Source organism: Streptomyces sp. NPDC008317 (genome assembly GCF_042955955.1).
In the GTDB taxonomy this organism is placed as follows: domain Bacteria; phylum Actinomycetota; class Actinomycetes; order Streptomycetales; family Streptomycetaceae; genus Actinacidiphila.
In genome coordinates, this window is record NZ_JBIBFQ010000001.1 from 288216 (window position 1) to 303877 (window position 15662).

Here is a 15662-nt window from a genome sequence, read left to right on the forward strand (position 1 = left end):
ACAGTGACTGCCACGTTCCTCGGGGAGCATGCATTGGCCATACACGAGCACGAGGTCGACCGTCGCACGTTGTTCAGAGTCGGCCTGGGCGGAGCGGTCGCCGCCGTCGTCGGTACCGAACTGGCCTTGCCCGGAGCGGCCGTCGCCGCGCCGTCGCCGCAATTCCCGTGGATCATCGACTGCGACACATGGGGCGCCCGGCCGCCGTCCAGCCCGATCCAGATCACGGGCAACACCACGAACAAGATCATCCTGCACCACATGGCGTTCCCCAACGTCACGGACTACTCGCGCGCCCACGCGGTCCAGCTCGCCAAGGACTGCCAGGACCTGCACATGGACACCAACGGCTGGGCCGACACCGGCCAGCACTTCACCGTCAGCCGCGGCGGCTACGTCATGGAGGGCAGGCACCGCAGCCTGGAGACGCTGGTCACCGGGGAACACCAGGTCACGGCCGCGCACTGCCCCGGTGAGAACGGCAACGCGATCGGCATCGAGAACGAGGGCACGTACATCACGGAGACGCCGCCGCGCGCGCTGCTCGACTCCCTGGTGGAGCTGTGCGTCGCCGTGTGCAGGCAGTTCGACCTGCACGCCTGGGACATCTTCGGGCACTGGGACTTCCGGCTCGGCACCGAGTGTCCCGGCGCCGCCTTCTACGCGCAGTTCCCGACGATCCGCTCGCGCGTCCTGACCCAGATGCGCACGCCCCGGCGGGACATCCCCGCGCGCCGCTGGCCGGACATCTGGCGGTTCGTGGACAGCCAGGTCGTCGGGGTCGCGCAGTACCTGCTCAACAACGCCGGGTACACCGCGCTGACGCCCAACGGCGTCTTCGGCACCGACATGAACGCCGTGGTCGCCGACTTCCAGACCACGCACGGCATTCCGGTCACGCCCGACGCCACTTTCGACACCGCCACGTGGGAAGCGCTGGCGCCCGTACTCGACAAGCACGCCACCGGGCTGCCGGTGAGCGGCCTCCAGTCGATCCTGGCCCTCAAGGGCTTCGCCGGTGTCACGGTCAACGGCACCTTCGACCACGCCACCCAGAAGGCCGTCCAGGACCTCCAGCGGCTGCACGGCCTGCGCCCCAACGGCAAGGTCGACCTGAGCACGTGGTGTGCCGCGGTCGGCGGGTCGGTCCGCGAGGCCTTCTGTTAGCCCGCGCCATACGGGTGCGGTGCACCTGATCTTTTAGGGGCGTTGGAGCCGCCGTCGGGGCGGAGCCAACGCCCCTACGGGGCACGTCCCGGCCGGGGTCTTACGGCAGGCAGAGGATCAGGATGCACAGGCCCTGGTGCGCGGGCGGCGTCGTCGGGGACGTGCTCGGCGGCGCGGGGTCGGCGGGGGTGGTGGCCGGGGGCGCCGTCGTCGTCGTGCCGGGGCCCGCGGGGGTGTCGGCGGCGGTGCCGGTGCCGGTGTTCACGGCTTGGGTGCCGGTCGACGGGGGCGTCGAAGGAGCCGTCGAGGCGGACGGGGCCGGGCCGGTGGCCGGGGAAGTGGCGGGCAGCGGGGCCGTACCGGCGTTGGTGGCGGCCGGGTGGGTCGCCTGGGTCGTGGGGAGCGCCGGGGTACGGGTGTGCCGCTGGGTGGCGGGCGCGGCGGCGTGCGGGCCCGACGTCGGGTCCGTGGCCTGCGCGTTGTCGGTGCGCAGCGTCACCGGCGTCACGGTGTCGTACGACGAGGACGCCGTCGTGCCCCGGCCGGAGCCGTGGTTCTGCATGGACGCGACGGTCACGCCGCCGCCGAAGAGGGCCACCGCCGTGGCGACGCCCGCACGGCGCCGGTTCTTCTTCCACCGCTCCAACTGCCGTCGCCGGGCGGCGCGTCCGCCCTGCAAGCGGGGCACGAGCGAGGAGGGCCCGAGGACGGACGCCGTCCCCTCCTCGTCAGCCGCAGCCGAAGCCGCGGCGCCAGCCGAAGCCGCAGGGGCGGCCACCGCCACAGGGGCGGCCGGGAAGACGGAGGGCTCCGGTATGTACGCGGCGGGCTCGTACGGAGCCGGGTCCGCGTACGACGCCGGGTCCGCGTACGAGACCGGTGCCGCGTCCGTCTCCGGCGCGTAGGCGCCGCAACCCGGGCACACCAGCGCCCCGTTGACGGAGCGGCGGCACGTGTAGCAGTAATCCATTCGTGGTCTTTCTCCGCTGGCTTCGCGGCCGAGGGTGGGCCGCAGGGATGTCCACGTCCCCCGCGAAGGGGCAGCCCGACCGAAACTAACAGCTGTAACGGGAGGGGTTGCAAGCGACCTGTGTGTTTTTTGAAAAGCCGCGCCGCCTCCTGGGCGGCAATATCCCGACGTGCCCGCCAAATGCGGACGTTCCGCACTCGCGTCAACGACGTGAAGTGCGGCAGGCGGCGCCGCCCACGGTGCCGTTCGGGCGCAATCCGCCCGCGCACCGGCAACCCGATGTCCTCACCTACGTTTTCGTTCATCTCATCGACGGTAAAAACCCATAGCGTGATGCGCCATGGAGAATCAGCAAACCAGTGCCGCCTCGGGGATAACGCGACGCGGCCTCATCGTCGGCGCCGTCGCCGCCGGACTCACCGCGACCGCCGGAACCGCGAGCGCGCAAACGAGCCGACAGGGCACATCGGGACAGGCCGGGAGCACACCGGCGTTCACTCCGCCGGAATCGGCGAAATACCCCGGTTACGCCGAATACAAGCCGCCGAATTACCAGTTGGCCGTTCCGGGGGAATCCCTCGTGGCGGGCCGCGCGGACTACCCGGTCGCGCCGGGTATCGTCCTCACCTCCTTCGACACATTCGGCCGCACCGGCTGGACGCGGGTCCATGTGCTCAACGCCGATCTCGGCAACGCGTCGGTCGGCGTGGACCTCGTCGCGGACAAGGTGAGCGATCCGCGTCCGCTCGCCCAGGCGGCGAACGCGCAGCACGCCGTGGCCGCCGTCAACGGCGACTATTTCGACATCACCGAGACCTTCGCGGCCGAGGGCCCGGAAATCCAGGACGGCACACTCCGCAAGGGCACGAACAAGACGGCGACTGTCGCGGCGATCGGCGCCGACCGGGTGGCCCGGCTGGCCGACCTGGTGCTCACCGGTACGGTCACGGTCGCCGGGACGCGACGGCCGCTCACCGCCCTCAACTCGCCCTCGGTGCCCGCCGACGGCGTCGCCGCGTACACCCCGAAGTGGGGCGCCGGGCGCCGCACGCTCATCCAGGACGCGGGCCCGTACACCGAACTCGTCGTCGCGGGCGGGAAGATCACCGCCGTCAACGCCCGACTCACCGACACCGCGGTGCCGGACGGCGGCCTCGTCGTGCTCGGCCGGGGCGCGGCGGCGGCCCAACTGGCCGCCGCCAAGCCCGGCGACGCCGTCACCGTCGACTTCGCGCCGCGGACGAACGCGCCCGTCGCACTGCGCACCGCGCTCGGCAGCGGCGAGGTGCTGGTGCGCGGCGGCACGGCGATCGACTTCCCGCCGAGCACCGGCAACGACGCGGCCAAGCCGCGCACCGCCATCGCGTGGCTGGACGGCGGCCACCGCCTGCTGCTCGTCGCGATCGACGGCTCGGCCAACTTCTCCGCCGGGCTCAGCTTCGACGACACCGCCAAGCTGCTGGTGCGGCTCGGCGCCACCGAGGCGTTCATGCTCGACGGCGGCGGCTCCACCGAGATCGTCGCCCGCAGGCCCGGCGACACCGGGGCCGGAGTCGTCAACACCCCCTCGGACGGCGGCGAGCGGCCCGTGCCCAACGGCGTCGGCCTCTTCGCCGCCCGCAAGGGCTCGGGCCGGCTGCGCGGCCTCGACGTACGCCCGCGCGCCGACCGCGTCGTGCCGGGGCTGACCGTGGACGTCGCGGCGGCGGGCTACGACGAGACGTGGGCGCCGGTGCCGATCGACGAACACCGCGACCCCGTACGGTGGTCGGCCTCGCCCGGCTCCCTCGGCACCGCGCGCGACGGCGTCTTCCGCGCCAGGAAGCCCGGCGCGGGAACGCTGCGCGCCCGGTCCGGGGACGCGGACGGCGCGCACGAACTGCGGGTCCTCGGCGACCTGCACCGGCTGGCGTTCACCGAGCGGGCCGTCACCATCGACCCCGGCGCGACCGCGTCGGTCAGCCTGACCGGATACGACGCGGACGGTTTCGACGCGCCCGTCGCGCCGCGTGACGTCCGACTCGCCTACGACAAGGCCCTGATCACGGTGGCCGCGCAGCCGGACGGCAGCCTCCGGATCACCGGTGACGCGGGCGCGGTCGGCAAGGCCACCGTCCTGACGGCGACCGTGGGGGGCGTGACGGCCCGGCTGCCGGTGACGGTCGGCCTGGTCGACGTGTCGCTGGCCGAGTTCGAGCCGGCCGAGAACTGGACGGCGCTGGCCGCGCGGGGCACGGCGTCGGTCGCCTTCGTCGCCGCCCCCGACCGGCCGGGCGCGGCGGCCGACAACCACGCGCTGCGGCTCACGTACGACTTCACCGGGCAGACGAGTACGTCGGCGGCGTACGCGGTGGCCGGCGGCGGTCCGATCACGCTGCCCACGGGCACGAAGCGGATCGCGCTGTGGGTCAACGGCGACGGCAACAACCACTGGCTGCGCTGCATGATGTACTCGCAGGGCACCACCAATGTGCCGTTCACGCTCGCGCTGACCGTGGACTGGACGGGGTGGCGGCGGGTCGTCGGGGACCTCCCCGCCGGGTACTCGGAGCCGGTCACGCTGCTGCGGATCTACATCGCGGAGACGTCGCAGACCAACAAGAACGCGGGGCGGCTCGACTTCGACGGGCTCGCCGCGCAGGTCGGGCAGCAGCCGGACACCTCGCAGGCCCCGCAGCCCGACCCGTACGTCGTCGAGCAGGGCGGACTGCCGGACCGGCGGTGGACCTTCGCGGTCCTGTCCGACCTGCACGTCAGCGCGGCGGCCGGGCTCGACTCCTTCTCCGGGCGGCAGGCGGTGACCGCGCTCGGCCAGGCCGTCGCGACCCGGCCGGACTTCCTGCTGATCAACGGCGACTTCGTGGACAACAACAACCCCGAGGACTTCGCACTCGCCAACGGGCTGCTGCGCGACCACGTACCGGCCGGGCTGCCGGTGTACTGGACGCCCGGCAACCACGAGGCGGGGCTGTCCGCGACCGGCGGCCTCGACGCGTTCCTCGCCGTGACCGGCCGCCCCAACCGGCAGGTCTTCGACCACAAGGGGACCCGTTTCATCCTGCTGGACTCGCACACCGGCGACATGCGGACCTCAGACTGGGACCAAGTGCCGCTGCTCCAGGCCGAGTTGGCGAAGGCGGCCAGGGACCGGTCGGTGACCGGTGTCGTGCTGTCCTTCCACCACCCCTTGCGGGACCCCTCGGGCGCGGGCGCCTCACAGCTCGCCGACCAACTGGAGGCCGGGCTCCTCCAGAAGTGGCTGGCCGACTTCCGGGAGACCTCCGGCAAGCCGGTCGCGCTCTTCACCGGCCACGCGCACACCGCGTCGGTCACGCGGACCGACGGCGTCCTGGAGGTCACCACCCCGGCCGTGGGCAAGACGCCCTACAGCTCGCCCGACCAGGGCGGCTTCTTCGGCTGGATGCACGTCGGCGTCGACCCCAGGCCCGCGCGCGTCCGGGCCGGGCAGCCGAGCCCGCGGACCCGCGAGTGGCTGCGGGCCGAGAGCCGCCCGGTCATCGACGGGATCGAGCTGACGGCGGACGGTCCCGTGCCCGTCGGCACGTCGGCCGCTCTGGCGGCCACCGGCATCACCAGCGAGTTCGGGCTGCGCTTTCCGCTGCGCTACCCCGCCACGGTGGTCTGGTCGGGGTCCGCGGGCGTCCTGGTCACCGACTCGCCCTCCGAGGCCAAGGCCGCCAAGCGCCGTCCCGGGACCCTCGCGGTCCTGGACCCGACGACCGCCACGCTCACCGCGCTGCGGCGCGGCACGGTCACGGTGACGGTCGCCTCGGGCGGCCTGACGGCGTCGGCGACGGTGACGCTGAAGTAGCCGCTACGTACCCGCGTACGCCGATCCGTACGCGGGCCCGGCACGCCTTGTGAGGTCCCGCCCCCGCGGCGGGGCCTCACTTCACCTCGTTGCCGTCGGCGTCCAGGGAGTGCTCCTGCCAGTACTTGTCCCACTTGTCGTCCACGTGCCGGGGGACCTTGCCCTTCGGGTAGCGCACGAAGCCCTTCGGCGGCTCCTCCTTGTCCGACACGCAGGCCCCGCCGCCCGCCGGGGGCCCGACCGACGCCACCGGGTACTCCCCGCCCGAGCACATCGCGTCCTGCATGCTGCACGCAGAGCCGAGCCCCATGAAGGCGACGCCCGCGAGGGACAGTCCGATCAGGGTGAGCCGGGGGCCGGCGGGAATCCGGGGCCGACGGGGATGGTTGGTCTGCACGGCGCTGCCGCCTCTCGCGTAGGTGATCTTCGCTCCTGGACCAGTGTGGCCGCGCGGATGTGTCCGAATCATCCGTGCTCGTACTCAGGTCGCGGTGGGTACGGAGTGCGGGGGCGGCGGGCGGGCGTGAGTATGGACGGAAACGTGGGAGGCGTGCTGTGCCGCTGGAATCCGAGCCGTTGCGGAAGCTGGGCTTCCTGACCATCGGGCTGTTCGACGAGGCCGATCCCCGGCGGGGGCACGAGTCGACGCTGGAGATCATCGAGCTGGGCGAACGGCTCGGCTTCGACAGCGCGTGGGTGCGGCACCGGCACCTCCAGTACGGGATCTCCTCGCCGGTCGCCGTGCTGGCGGCGGCGAGCCAGCGCACCCGCAGGATCGAGCTGGGCACCGCCGTCATCCCGCTGGGCTGGGAGAATCCGCTGCGGCTGGCCGAAGATCTGGCGACGGTCGACATCCTGTCCGGCGGACGGCTCAACCCCGGCGTCAGCGTCGGGCCGCCCACGCACTTCGAGCAGGTCGGGCCCGCGCTCTACCCGGACACCGCCGACGCCGAGGACTTCGGCTACCCGCGCGTCCGGCGGCTGCTGGACTTCGTACGCGGCGAGCGCGCCACCGACTTCAGCGGCGTCGAGGGCATCGAGGTCTTCTCCGACCGCGTCCAGCCGCACTCCCCCGGCCTCGGCGGCCGTCTCTGGTACGGCGGCGCGAGCCTGCGGTCGGCGCGGTGGGCGGGCGAGAACGGCATGAATTTCCTGACGAGCAGCGTCGTCAAGGCGGAGGAGCCGGAGAAGCCGGAGAAGGCGGCGAAGGCGGCGGAGTCGGAGAATCCGGCGGCGGCCGAGGCGGCGGTGACGGGCCCGGCGCCGGACTTCGCCGACATCCAGCTCTCCCACATCAGGACCTTCCGCGCCCACCACCCCGACGGCGACCGCGCCCGCGTCTCGCAGGACCTCGTCGTCATCCCCACCGACAGCGCCACGCCCGCGCAGCGCGCCCGCTACGAGGAGTACGCCCGCAAGCGCCTCCCGCGCACCACGGCTCCGCAGGGCCCGGCGCGCATGCTCTTCTCCCCCGACTTCGTCGGCCCCTCGGCCCAGCTCGCCGAACGCCTCCACGCCCACGCCGCCTTCCGCGAGATCGACGAGGTCGCCTTCGCCCTGCCTTTCACCTTCGCCCACGAGGACTACGTCCAGATCCTCACCGACCTCGCCGGCGCCCTGGGCCCGGCCCTGGGCTGGCGCCCGGTTCAGTCCTCGTAGCCGTGCCTCGACAGCCGTGCCTCGACAGCGGGGCCGCGGTACGGGACGCGTGGGCGGCCTGCCAGGTGTCGAGGACTCGGCGGCCTCCTGGGCGTCCGCGCGGGCCCGGCGCGGCGCCGAACCCGGAGGTCCGCACGGCGCGGCGCCGAACCCGCGCGGGCCCGGCGCCGCACCGGGCGGACCCGCCGCTACATCCGGGACGCCACGTCCGACCGGAGCTGCGGCAGCATCGCGTAGAGCTTGTCGCCGGGGCACTCGGTGACGTTGAAGTCCCGGTGCCCGAAGATCTGCGTCGGCGCGAGGCCGTACTTGTAGCAGATGTACGAGCAGAGGCTGACGAGGCTGGCGTAGAGGATCGACGGCGGCGCGACCGAGGTGTACGTGCCGTTGTTCTCGATGCCGATGCCCTGCGTGTTCTGGCCGACGGTGTGGGCGCCGACGACCATGTTGCTGCCCGCGAGCAGCCGTTCCAGGCTGCGGTGGCGGCCCTCCATGATGATGCCGGTCCGGCTGATGGTGAAGTGGTTGCCGGTGTCGATCCAGCCGTTGGTGTCCATGTGCAGGTCCTGGATCTCGTGCGCGATGGCGAACGAGCCGGACGTGCCGGAGTCGGCGGTGTTCGCGAACGCGGTGTGGTGCACGACGATCTTGTTGGGGTTGTTCCCGGCCAGGCTGACCGGGGAGGACGGCGGGCGGGCGCCCCACGCCGTGGTGTCGAACATGTTGGGCTCGGGGACGATCCGCGCGGCGGAGGCGGAGGCGGGCGCGGCGCCGACGATCACGGCTCCCGCGCTCGCGCCGAGCACGGCGGCCGAGGCGAGGAAGCGGCGGCGGGACAGGGCGGCGCGGGACTGGGCGGTGCGGGGCATGGCGAAGTGCTCAGGGACCGACATGTGTGCTCCCGTGGTGGGGGTGAGGGAGAGCGTCAAATTCCGTGCGGGCAGCTGTCGTTGGAACTTAATGCCAAGTAACCACCGCAGAACAGAGTGCGGATGAAACTTTCCTCCATACGGCGGAGCGTGACGCGGTGCCGGGCGCGGGGCGGACACGGGGCGGGGCGCGCGGCGGACGGGCGCGCGCCACGGGTTCCGCCCTCGGCCCCGCGGCATGCATTTCCCCGCCCGATTGAATCTGTTCAATGAATCCGGCAAGTCCACCCCCTTGACGTCTGACGATTCTCGGCCATAGCGTCCGCCCGGAACTTAAAACGTTTCATACGAGGAGACGCGCACCATGACCGACGACGCCAGCCACGCCGACGACAGCCGCCCGGACACCGGTGTCGGCCGCCGCCGCGTCCTCCAGGCCGGAGCCGCCGCGGGCGCGGCCCTCACGTGGGGCGCGGCCACCGGCACCGCGCACGCGGCCGAAGGAGCGAGAGCGGCGGGCAGCGCCTCCGCGCACCCGGCCCCGTGCCGACCCGGCGCCCCCGGCTCCGCCTCCTGGTTCAGCGCCCCGCCCGCCCCCGTCCGGCCCAAATTCCGCTGGTGGTGGCCGGACGGGCTGGTCGAGCCCGCCGAGATCCGCCGCGAGATCGACCAGATCGCGGACGCCGGTTTCGGCGGCGTCGAGATCGCCGCGGTCCACCACAGCGTGGACGACCCGGCCGTCCTGGACACCGCGCACCACGGCTGGGGCAGCGCGAGCTGGGTCGCCGGGATGGAGGCCGCGCTGGAGCAGGCCGACCGCCGCGGCCTGACCGTCGACCTCACCGCGGGCCCCGCCTGGCCGACCGCCGTCCCCACGATCACCCCGGACAGCCCGGCCGCCGTACAGGAACTCGCCTACGGTGTCGCCGCGTTGGCCGCCGGGGCCCGTTACGAGGGACCCGTCCCCGCCCCCGTCGTCGCCGCCGACCCGGCCGCCGCGAAGGCCACGCTGCTCGCCGTGCAGGCGGTCCGTGTCGACACCGCCAACAGCACCCGCAAGGAGACCGGCCTCGACCCGGCCACCCTGGTGGACCTCACGCGCACGGTCACCAACGGCGCCGTCACCTGGACCGCGCCCGACGACGGCGGGTCCTGGCTGCTCTTCGCCCACTGGCTGCGCGGCACCGGCCAGACCCCCGAGGCGGGGCCGCACACCGCGCCGACCGCGTACGTCGTGGACCACTTCAGCCCCGCCGGCACCCGCGCGATCACCGACTTCTGGGAGTCGGACCTGCTGACCCGCCCGGTGCGCCGGCTGATCGCCCGCGCGGGCGGCGCCCTCTTCGAGGACTCCATCGAGCTGGAGTCGCGCGCCCTGCTGTGGACCCCGGCGCTGCCCGCCGAATTCGCCCGCCGCCGCGGCTACGACCTGCTGCCGTACCTGCCCGCGCTGCTGCTCAACAAGAGCAACCAGGTCTACGCGTACGGCGCCGCGCTGACCGTCCGCGTACGCCACGACTTCTGGCAGACGGTCTCCGAGCTGTACAACACCCACCACGTCACCGCGATCAAGAAGTGGGCGAGCACCTTCGGACTGAAGCTGCGCGCGCAGCCGTACGGGCTCCAGACCGACGCCATCGCGACCGCCGCGCTCCTGGACATCCCCGAGGGCGAGTCGCTGGGCTTCAAGAACCTGGACGACTACCGGTGCCTGGCCGGCGGGCGGGACATGGCGGGCAGCACCATTCTGTCCTGCGAGTCGGGCGCGTACACCGGCGGCGCGTACAGCACCACCTGGCAGAAGTTCCTGCGCACGATGGGCGGCGCGTACGCGGCCGGGGTCAACCAGACGGTGATCCACGGCTTCTCGTACGCGGCCCTGCCCGGCGTGGCCTGGCCGGGATACGCGGCCTTCACCCCGTACCACGGCGGTGTCGGCTACGGGGAGTCGTGGGGGCCGCGGCATCCGACGTGGCGTCACATCGCCGACACGTCGGGCTACTTGGCCCGTGTGCACCAGGTCCTGCAAGCGGGGAAGCCGCGCCAGGACGTGGCGATCTTCCGGCAGACCGGCTACACCGCGACCGGCATCGGCGCGTCCTGGTTCACCTCGACCGGCATACCGCTGGGCTGGAACCACCAGTTCATCAGCGAGCCGCTGCTGAGCCTGCCGTCGGCGCGGGTGACCAACGGGGTGCTGGCGGCGGGCGGACCCGCGTACCGCGCCCTGTTCGTGGAGGCCGACTTCTTCGCCGGGTCCACCTGCACGCTGCCGGTCGAAGTCGCCGAGAAATTCCTGGCGTTCACCAAGGCCGGGCTGCCGATCGTGCTGCTCGGCGACTGGAGCACCGCGACCGTCCCCGGCCTGGACACCGGCGGGCAGGACGCCCGACTGCGCGCGGTGCTGGCCCAGTTGCTGGCCCAGCCGCGCGTCCGGCAGATCACCGACAAGACCGCGGTGGGCGCCGCGCTCGCCGACCTCGGCGTGACACCGCTCGTCTCGTACGCGACCAGTTCCACGCTGCTCAACGCCCACCGGTACGCGGACGGCGTCGACTACTTCTACTTCTGCAACGGCAAGCACGCCGAGACGGTCAAGCCGCCGGTCGCCGCCGTCGACCACGAGGTGACCCTGCGCCGGGGCAGCACCCGCCACGTCCCGTACCTGCTGGACCTGTGGACCGGACGCGTGCGGCGGATCGGCACGTACACCGAGACCGGCGACACGGTCACGCTGCGCGTCGCGCTCCAGCCCGGCGAGACCATGGTCGTCGCGCTCGGCGTGCCCGGCCTGTTCGGCGACCGCACGGGCAGCGGCCCGCACGCGGTGTCCACCACCGCGGACACCGTGCTCTTCGCCGACGGGCGGCTGACCGTACGCGGCTCCGCCGACGGCGAGTACGTCACCGAACTGTCCCAAGGCCGCCGCACGGTGCGCAGCCGGATCTCCGGCGTGCCGCAGCCCACCCAGCTCACGGGCTGGCGGCTGGACGTCGAGGACTGGCAGCCGGGCGCCACCGCCACCGAGACGAGGGTCGTGCGCCGCGCGCTCACCCTCGACGCGCTCGCCGCCTGGCCCGACATCCCCGCGCTCGCCGACGTCTCCGGCATCGGCCGCTACCGCACCACCGTCCGCCTCGGCCGCGCCTGGACCGGCGGCCACGGCGCGCTGCTCGACCTCGGCACGGTCTACGACACCTGCCGCGTGACGGTCAACGGCCACCGCCTCGACCCCGTCGACCACATCAACCCCGTGGTGGACCTGGGCGGTTGGCTGCGCCAGGGCGACAACACCATCGAGGTCGAGGTGGCCACCACCCTCGGCAACCGGCTGCGCGTCAGCGATCCGGGCGTCTACGGCGGATCGCCGCGCCAGCCGTACGGCCTGGTCGGTCCGGTGCGGCTGCTCCCGTACGGGGAGGCGCGGATCGGCTGACCGCGCGCGTCAACGGCCTCAGGAGCAGCGGTAGGTGAAGGTGTACGACCCCGACTGCCGCTGCGGGGAGAGCACTTCGAGGGTCGCGGTCGCCTGGAGCGTGCCGCGGCCGTCGAAGGACCACAGCAGCACGACATCCGTACTGCGCCGCCCCTTCGCCACCCGCTGCCGCAACTCGTCGGACAGCGTGCCGTCGCTGCGCCGCCACCGGTAGCGCACCGTTCCCGCGTCCCCGCTGGTCCGCAGCGTGCCCACCACCTTCGCCGTACTGTGGCAGCCCTGGACGGCGGTGTCGTTGCGGACGCTGACGCCGTCGACCTTCACCGAGCCCGGCCAGTGCTGCCACAGCAGATACGCCACCACCCCGAGCAGCACCAGCAGCGCGAGCAGCCAGCCGCCCAACGCCCTTTTCCGGCGCGGCTCTTCGGGCGGCAGCACCGGCTCCCCCGGCCGCACGGTGCCGTGCCACACGGCGGCGGTCCGCTCCGTACCGACGGACGGCTCGGGCCCTTCGGGCACCCCGGGCCCGAAGCGGCGCAGCCCGGGCGCGAAGGTCTCCGCCTCCGGGACCTCGCTGGACCAGGAGTCGGGGTCGAGTACGGTCGCGCCGTCCGGCTCCTCGGTGCCGCCCGCACGGCCCCCGGCGCTCGCGCCGCCTGTACCGCGCGCGCCGTCCGTATCGCTCGCGCCGCCCGTACCGCTCGCGCCGTCCGTATCGCTCGCGCCGCCGAAGCCGAGGTCGCTGAGCCGGAAGGTGCCGTCGTCCGGCGCGGCGGGGGCGGGGGCGGGGGCGGGGGCGGCCTGCGGCCGGGTGCTGAAGTGCAGGCGTGGGTCACGGCTCTGGTCGCGGTCACGGTCGTGCGGCATGGGCGGGTTCCTTGGCGGAGGGCCGAAGTGCGGGTCAGCAGGCGTCGATCGTCTGTGAGGAGCCGTTCCCCTTGCCCGCGGCGGGCGTCGAGGAGACGGTGAGCGTCCAGCCGGGGAAGCGGCTGAAGCCGAACGCGTGAGTGTAGGACTGGGTGGAGGACGTCTCGCCCCTGGGGATCGGGTACGACTCGGTGACCGCTCCCGACACGAGTCCCGACGCCGTGGTGTGCGCCCAGGTGAGGACCAAGGTGCCGTCGTCGGCTCCGTTGCCCTGCACGGTGACCGCCGCGACCGCCGTGTGCCCGGCGCCCGCGCTACAGATGAACCGCACGATGGCGACCGAGTCCACGACCAGCGCGGGCGGCGTCGTCGTGGTCGGCGGTGTCGTCGGCGGCGTCGTGGGCGCCGTGGTGGGGGGCGTCGATGTCGGCGCCGATGTCGTCGGGGGATCGACCGGCGCCGTCGTCGTCGTACCGCTCGGTGAGGCGCTGTCCGAGGCGGACGGGGACGGGGACGCGGACCCCGATGCCGAGGGGGACGCGGACGGGGAACCGGACGCCGGGGTGGCGGTCGCGGGGGCGACGGGCTGGCCGGAGACCAGGGAGGTCAGGGCCGAGGGGGTCGAGGCGGCGGTGACCTCGTCGGAGGGACCGTCGCCGCCGGTGGCCACCGCGGTCACGACGAGCCCGGTGGATATCAGGACGGCCGCGACCGCGCCCGCCACCAGTTTGGCGCGCCGCCCGAAGCGGGCCGGGCGTACCGGGCGGTGCCGCTCCAGCGCGACCAGGGCGTCGCCCGGTGCCGCCGCGCCCGGAGTCGGCGCGGGGGCCGCGCCGGAGGCGACGCCCGCCCCCTGCCCGAGCTGCGTGTGCGCGAAGGCCGTCGTCCCCGAGGCGGCGCTGCCGCCGCCGAACGGCAGCAGCAGCGGCAACAGGGCCACGAGCGCGGCGAGTTTGCGCTGCCCGCGCTCCTCCCAGTCCTCGCCGTACGCGGCGCCCGCCACCGCCTGGAGCTCCGCGACGAATTCGGCCGCGCTCTGCGGGCGTTCCTGCGGGGTCTTGCCCAGACCGCGGGTGACCAGACCGCGCACCGGCTCCGGCACCCGCTCGTCGGGGATGGGCGCTTCGGCGTGCTGCACGGCCAGTTCGAACATCGTCGGGCCGGAGTACGGCTTGCTGCCGGTCAGGCACTCGTAGAAGGTCGCGGTGGCCGCGTACACGTCGGTCGCCGGGGTGGCGGGGCCGCCCGCCCACTGCTCGGGCGCCATGTACGACGGCGTGCCCGCGACCGCGCCCGTCTCGCCGCTGCGCACCGCGACGCCGAAGTCCACCAGTTTGGACACGCCGTCCGTGGTGACCAGCACGTTCGCGGGCTTGTAGTCGCGGTGCACCACCCCCGCCGCGTGCGCGGCGGCCAGGCCGAGCAGCGAGCCCTTCAGCACCGCGAGCGCCGGTTCCGGATCGGTCGCGCCCTCCTGCCGCAGCAGCGCGTGCAGCGCGATGCCGTCGACCAGCTCCATCACGATCGCGGCGTTCCCGCCGTCCTCCACGTACTCGTAGAAGCGCGCGATGTACGGCGAGTGCAGGCCGCCGAGGAGTTCCGCCTCGGCGCGGAAGGCGGTTCGAAAGCGCGGGTCGCCGCCGAGGGGTCCCGCGAGGTACTTGACCGCCACCGCCGTCCCCGTGGCGACGTGCGTGGCCAGCACGACCCGGCCGGACGCGCCCGCGCCGAGGTCACGTTCGTGTCTGTACCCGGGCACGCTCCACAGCCCGTCCCCGCCCCCGCCGCCGTGGCCCGTGCCGCCGTAGCCCTTGGCCGGGTCGTACGCCGGTCTGCCGGAGCCGTCGTTTCCGTCCATCGTGTGCCGTCCCCCTCATCCGCCCCTGCCCGCCCCCCGGCGGCCGTCGCCGCGCTCACGCGCGCTCATAGGCGTCGACGCAGATTACTGCGACCGGGGTTCCCCGGCACCCCCTGGCGGACGGCGGAAGGGCGGCGGCGGGTCGAGACGGTAGCCGTGGCCGCGCAGGGTGGTGACAGTGGGCATGCGGGGGACGGTGGGGGCCGTGGCGGCGGTGCGGGTCGGGCCGCAGTTCGCGACGGGCGATCCGGTGGAACCGCCGCCGGGGCAGTGCGACGGGCGGCTCGGCGTCTACGACGAGACGTTGCGGCTGCGGACCGGCAGCGGACCGGCCGCCGCCGATACGGCGACCCGCCGCGCGCATATCGGGACAGTAGGCTGGGCCGAACAGCGTCAGGCCCGTCGAGCAGGTGCAGGGGGGTACGCCATGAGCGCGGAGATGGTCGCGCCCGCATGGATGCACGCTCCGATCACTTCCGAGCAGTACGCCTCCTGGTCGGAGGAGCAGTGCGCCGGGATCGAGATCGTGGACGGGATGGTCGTCGTGGGCCCCAGCGGGTCCAAGCGGCACAACCGCCTGGCGAGGATTCTGGCGAACGGGCTGGACGCCGCCTCCGGGGCGGACTGGAACGCGGACACGGACTTCGACGTGCGGCTCCAGGACGTGCCGCTGAGCAACCGCCGCCCGGACGTCGTCGTCTACCGCGCGGACACCATCGACGTCACGCCGACCCGGCCCGAGCACGTACTGCTGGTGGTCGAGGTGGTCTCACCGGGCTCCGAGACCACCGACCGCATCGTGAAGGTCGACCAGTACGCGAAGGCCGGCATCCCCTTCTACTGGCGCGTCGAACAGACCGCCACGGGCGTCCCGTTGGTCTACACGTACGTCCTCGACCCCGCGGGCACGGCCTACCGCGACGGTGACGTGTTCACCGGCACGGTGAAGGCCGTGGTCCCCTTCGCCGCAGAGATCGACCTCGGCTCGGTCTGACCGGCGGTGC

At 73.4% G+C, this 15662-nt stretch carries 10 protein-coding genes; 5 read left to right on the top strand and 5 right to left on the bottom strand.

Annotated features, from left to right (window positions below; all coding sequences use genetic code 11):
• The first annotated feature begins 33 nt into the window (after positions 1 to 33).
• The gene (locus ACFY9V_RS01105) at positions 34 to 1167 is read left to right on the top strand and encodes an N-acetylmuramoyl-L-alanine amidase (RefSeq protein WP_355339846.1); all 1134 of its coding nucleotides are present in this window, start codon (positions 34 to 36) and stop codon (positions 1165 to 1167) included.
• 100 nt (positions 1168 to 1267) lie between these two features.
• On the opposite strand, the gene ACFY9V_RS01110 is transcribed toward ACFY9V_RS01105, so the two are convergent.
• Entirely contained in the window at positions 1268 to 2137 is an 870-nt protein-coding gene (locus ACFY9V_RS01110) for a hypothetical protein (protein WP_391158508.1), read from the bottom strand.
• Between the two features lie 340 nt (positions 2138 to 2477).
• Between ACFY9V_RS01110 and ACFY9V_RS01115 the strand changes: the two genes are divergently transcribed.
• Positions 2478 to 5969: a phosphodiester glycosidase family protein gene (locus ACFY9V_RS01115; protein WP_391158510.1), complete on the top strand. Its 3492-nt coding sequence runs from the start codon at positions 2478 to 2480 to the stop codon at positions 5967 to 5969.
• A 76-nt stretch (positions 5970 to 6045) separates the two neighbouring features.
• Here ACFY9V_RS01115 and ACFY9V_RS01120 read toward each other — a convergent pair whose 3' ends face one another.
• Positions 6046 to 6366 carry an SCO0607 family lipoprotein gene (locus tag ACFY9V_RS01120; RefSeq protein WP_391158514.1) on the bottom strand — a complete coding sequence of 107 codons (321 nt, stop codon included), beginning with the start codon at positions 6364 to 6366 and terminating at the stop codon, positions 6046 to 6048.
• A 158-nt stretch (positions 6367 to 6524) separates the two neighbouring features.
• On the opposite strand from ACFY9V_RS01120, the gene ACFY9V_RS01125 reads away from it, so the two are divergent.
• Entirely contained in the window at positions 6525 to 7628 is a 1104-nt protein-coding gene (locus ACFY9V_RS01125; RefSeq protein ID WP_391158517.1) for an LLM class flavin-dependent oxidoreductase, read from the top strand.
• Positions 7629 to 7816: 188 nt separating this feature from the next.
• Here ACFY9V_RS01125 and ACFY9V_RS01130 read toward each other — a convergent pair whose 3' ends face one another.
• A complete protein-coding gene (locus ACFY9V_RS01130) occupies positions 7817 to 8521 on the bottom strand; it encodes an N-acetylmuramoyl-L-alanine amidase (protein ID WP_391158520.1) in 705 nt (234 codons plus the stop codon).
• 340 nt (positions 8522 to 8861) lie between these two features.
• Here ACFY9V_RS01130 and ACFY9V_RS01135 point away from each other — a divergent pair, with 340 nt between their 5' ends.
• Positions 8862 to 11933 (top strand): glycosyl hydrolase, encoded by a 3072-nt coding sequence (locus ACFY9V_RS01135; protein WP_391158523.1) that lies wholly within the window; start codon positions 8862 to 8864, stop codon positions 11931 to 11933.
• 18 nt (positions 11934 to 11951) lie between these two features.
• Here ACFY9V_RS01135 and ACFY9V_RS01140 read toward each other — a convergent pair whose 3' ends face one another.
• On the bottom strand, positions 11952 to 12800 hold the full coding sequence (locus ACFY9V_RS01140; RefSeq protein ID WP_391158526.1) for a hypothetical protein: 849 nt from the start codon (positions 12798 to 12800) through the stop codon (positions 11952 to 11954).
• Between the two features lie 34 nt (positions 12801 to 12834).
• Positions 12835 to 14658, bottom strand: coding sequence for a protein kinase (locus ACFY9V_RS01145; protein WP_391158529.1), 1824 nt, complete (start codon positions 14656 to 14658; stop codon positions 12835 to 12837).
• 427 nt (positions 14659 to 15085) lie between these two features.
• Here ACFY9V_RS01145 and ACFY9V_RS01150 point away from each other — a divergent pair, with 427 nt between their 5' ends.
• Positions 15086 to 15652: a Uma2 family endonuclease gene (locus ACFY9V_RS01150; RefSeq protein ID WP_391159537.1), complete on the top strand. Its 567-nt coding sequence runs from the start codon at positions 15086 to 15088 to the stop codon at positions 15650 to 15652.
• Positions 15653 to 15662: the final 10 nt, after the last annotated feature.

Bases quoted from the DNA above. Each gene is read 5' to 3' on its own strand.
- ACFY9V_RS01110 (WP_391158508.1), bottom strand. From the start codon at position 2,137: ATGGATTACTGCTACACGTGCCGCCGCTCCGTCAACGGGGCGCTGGTG.
- ACFY9V_RS01115 (WP_391158510.1), top strand. From the start codon at position 2,478: ATGGAGAATCAGCAAACCAGTGCCGCCTCGGGGATAACGCGACGCGGC.
- ACFY9V_RS01130 (WP_391158520.1), bottom strand. From the start codon at position 8,521: ATGTCGGTCCCTGAGCACTTCGCCATGCCCCGCACCGCCCAGTCCCGC.
- ACFY9V_RS01135 (WP_391158523.1), top strand. From the start codon at position 8,862: ATGACCGACGACGCCAGCCACGCCGACGACAGCCGCCCGGACACCGGT.
- ACFY9V_RS01140 (WP_391158526.1), bottom strand. From the start codon at position 12,800: ATGCCGCACGACCGTGACCGCGACCAGAGCCGTGACCCACGCCTGCAC.
- ACFY9V_RS01145 (WP_391158529.1), bottom strand. From the start codon at position 14,658: ATGGACGGAAACGACGGCTCCGGCAGACCGGCGTACGACCCGGCCAAG.
- ACFY9V_RS01150 (WP_391159537.1), top strand. From the start codon at position 15,086: ATGAGCGCGGAGATGGTCGCGCCCGCATGGATGCACGCTCCGATCACT.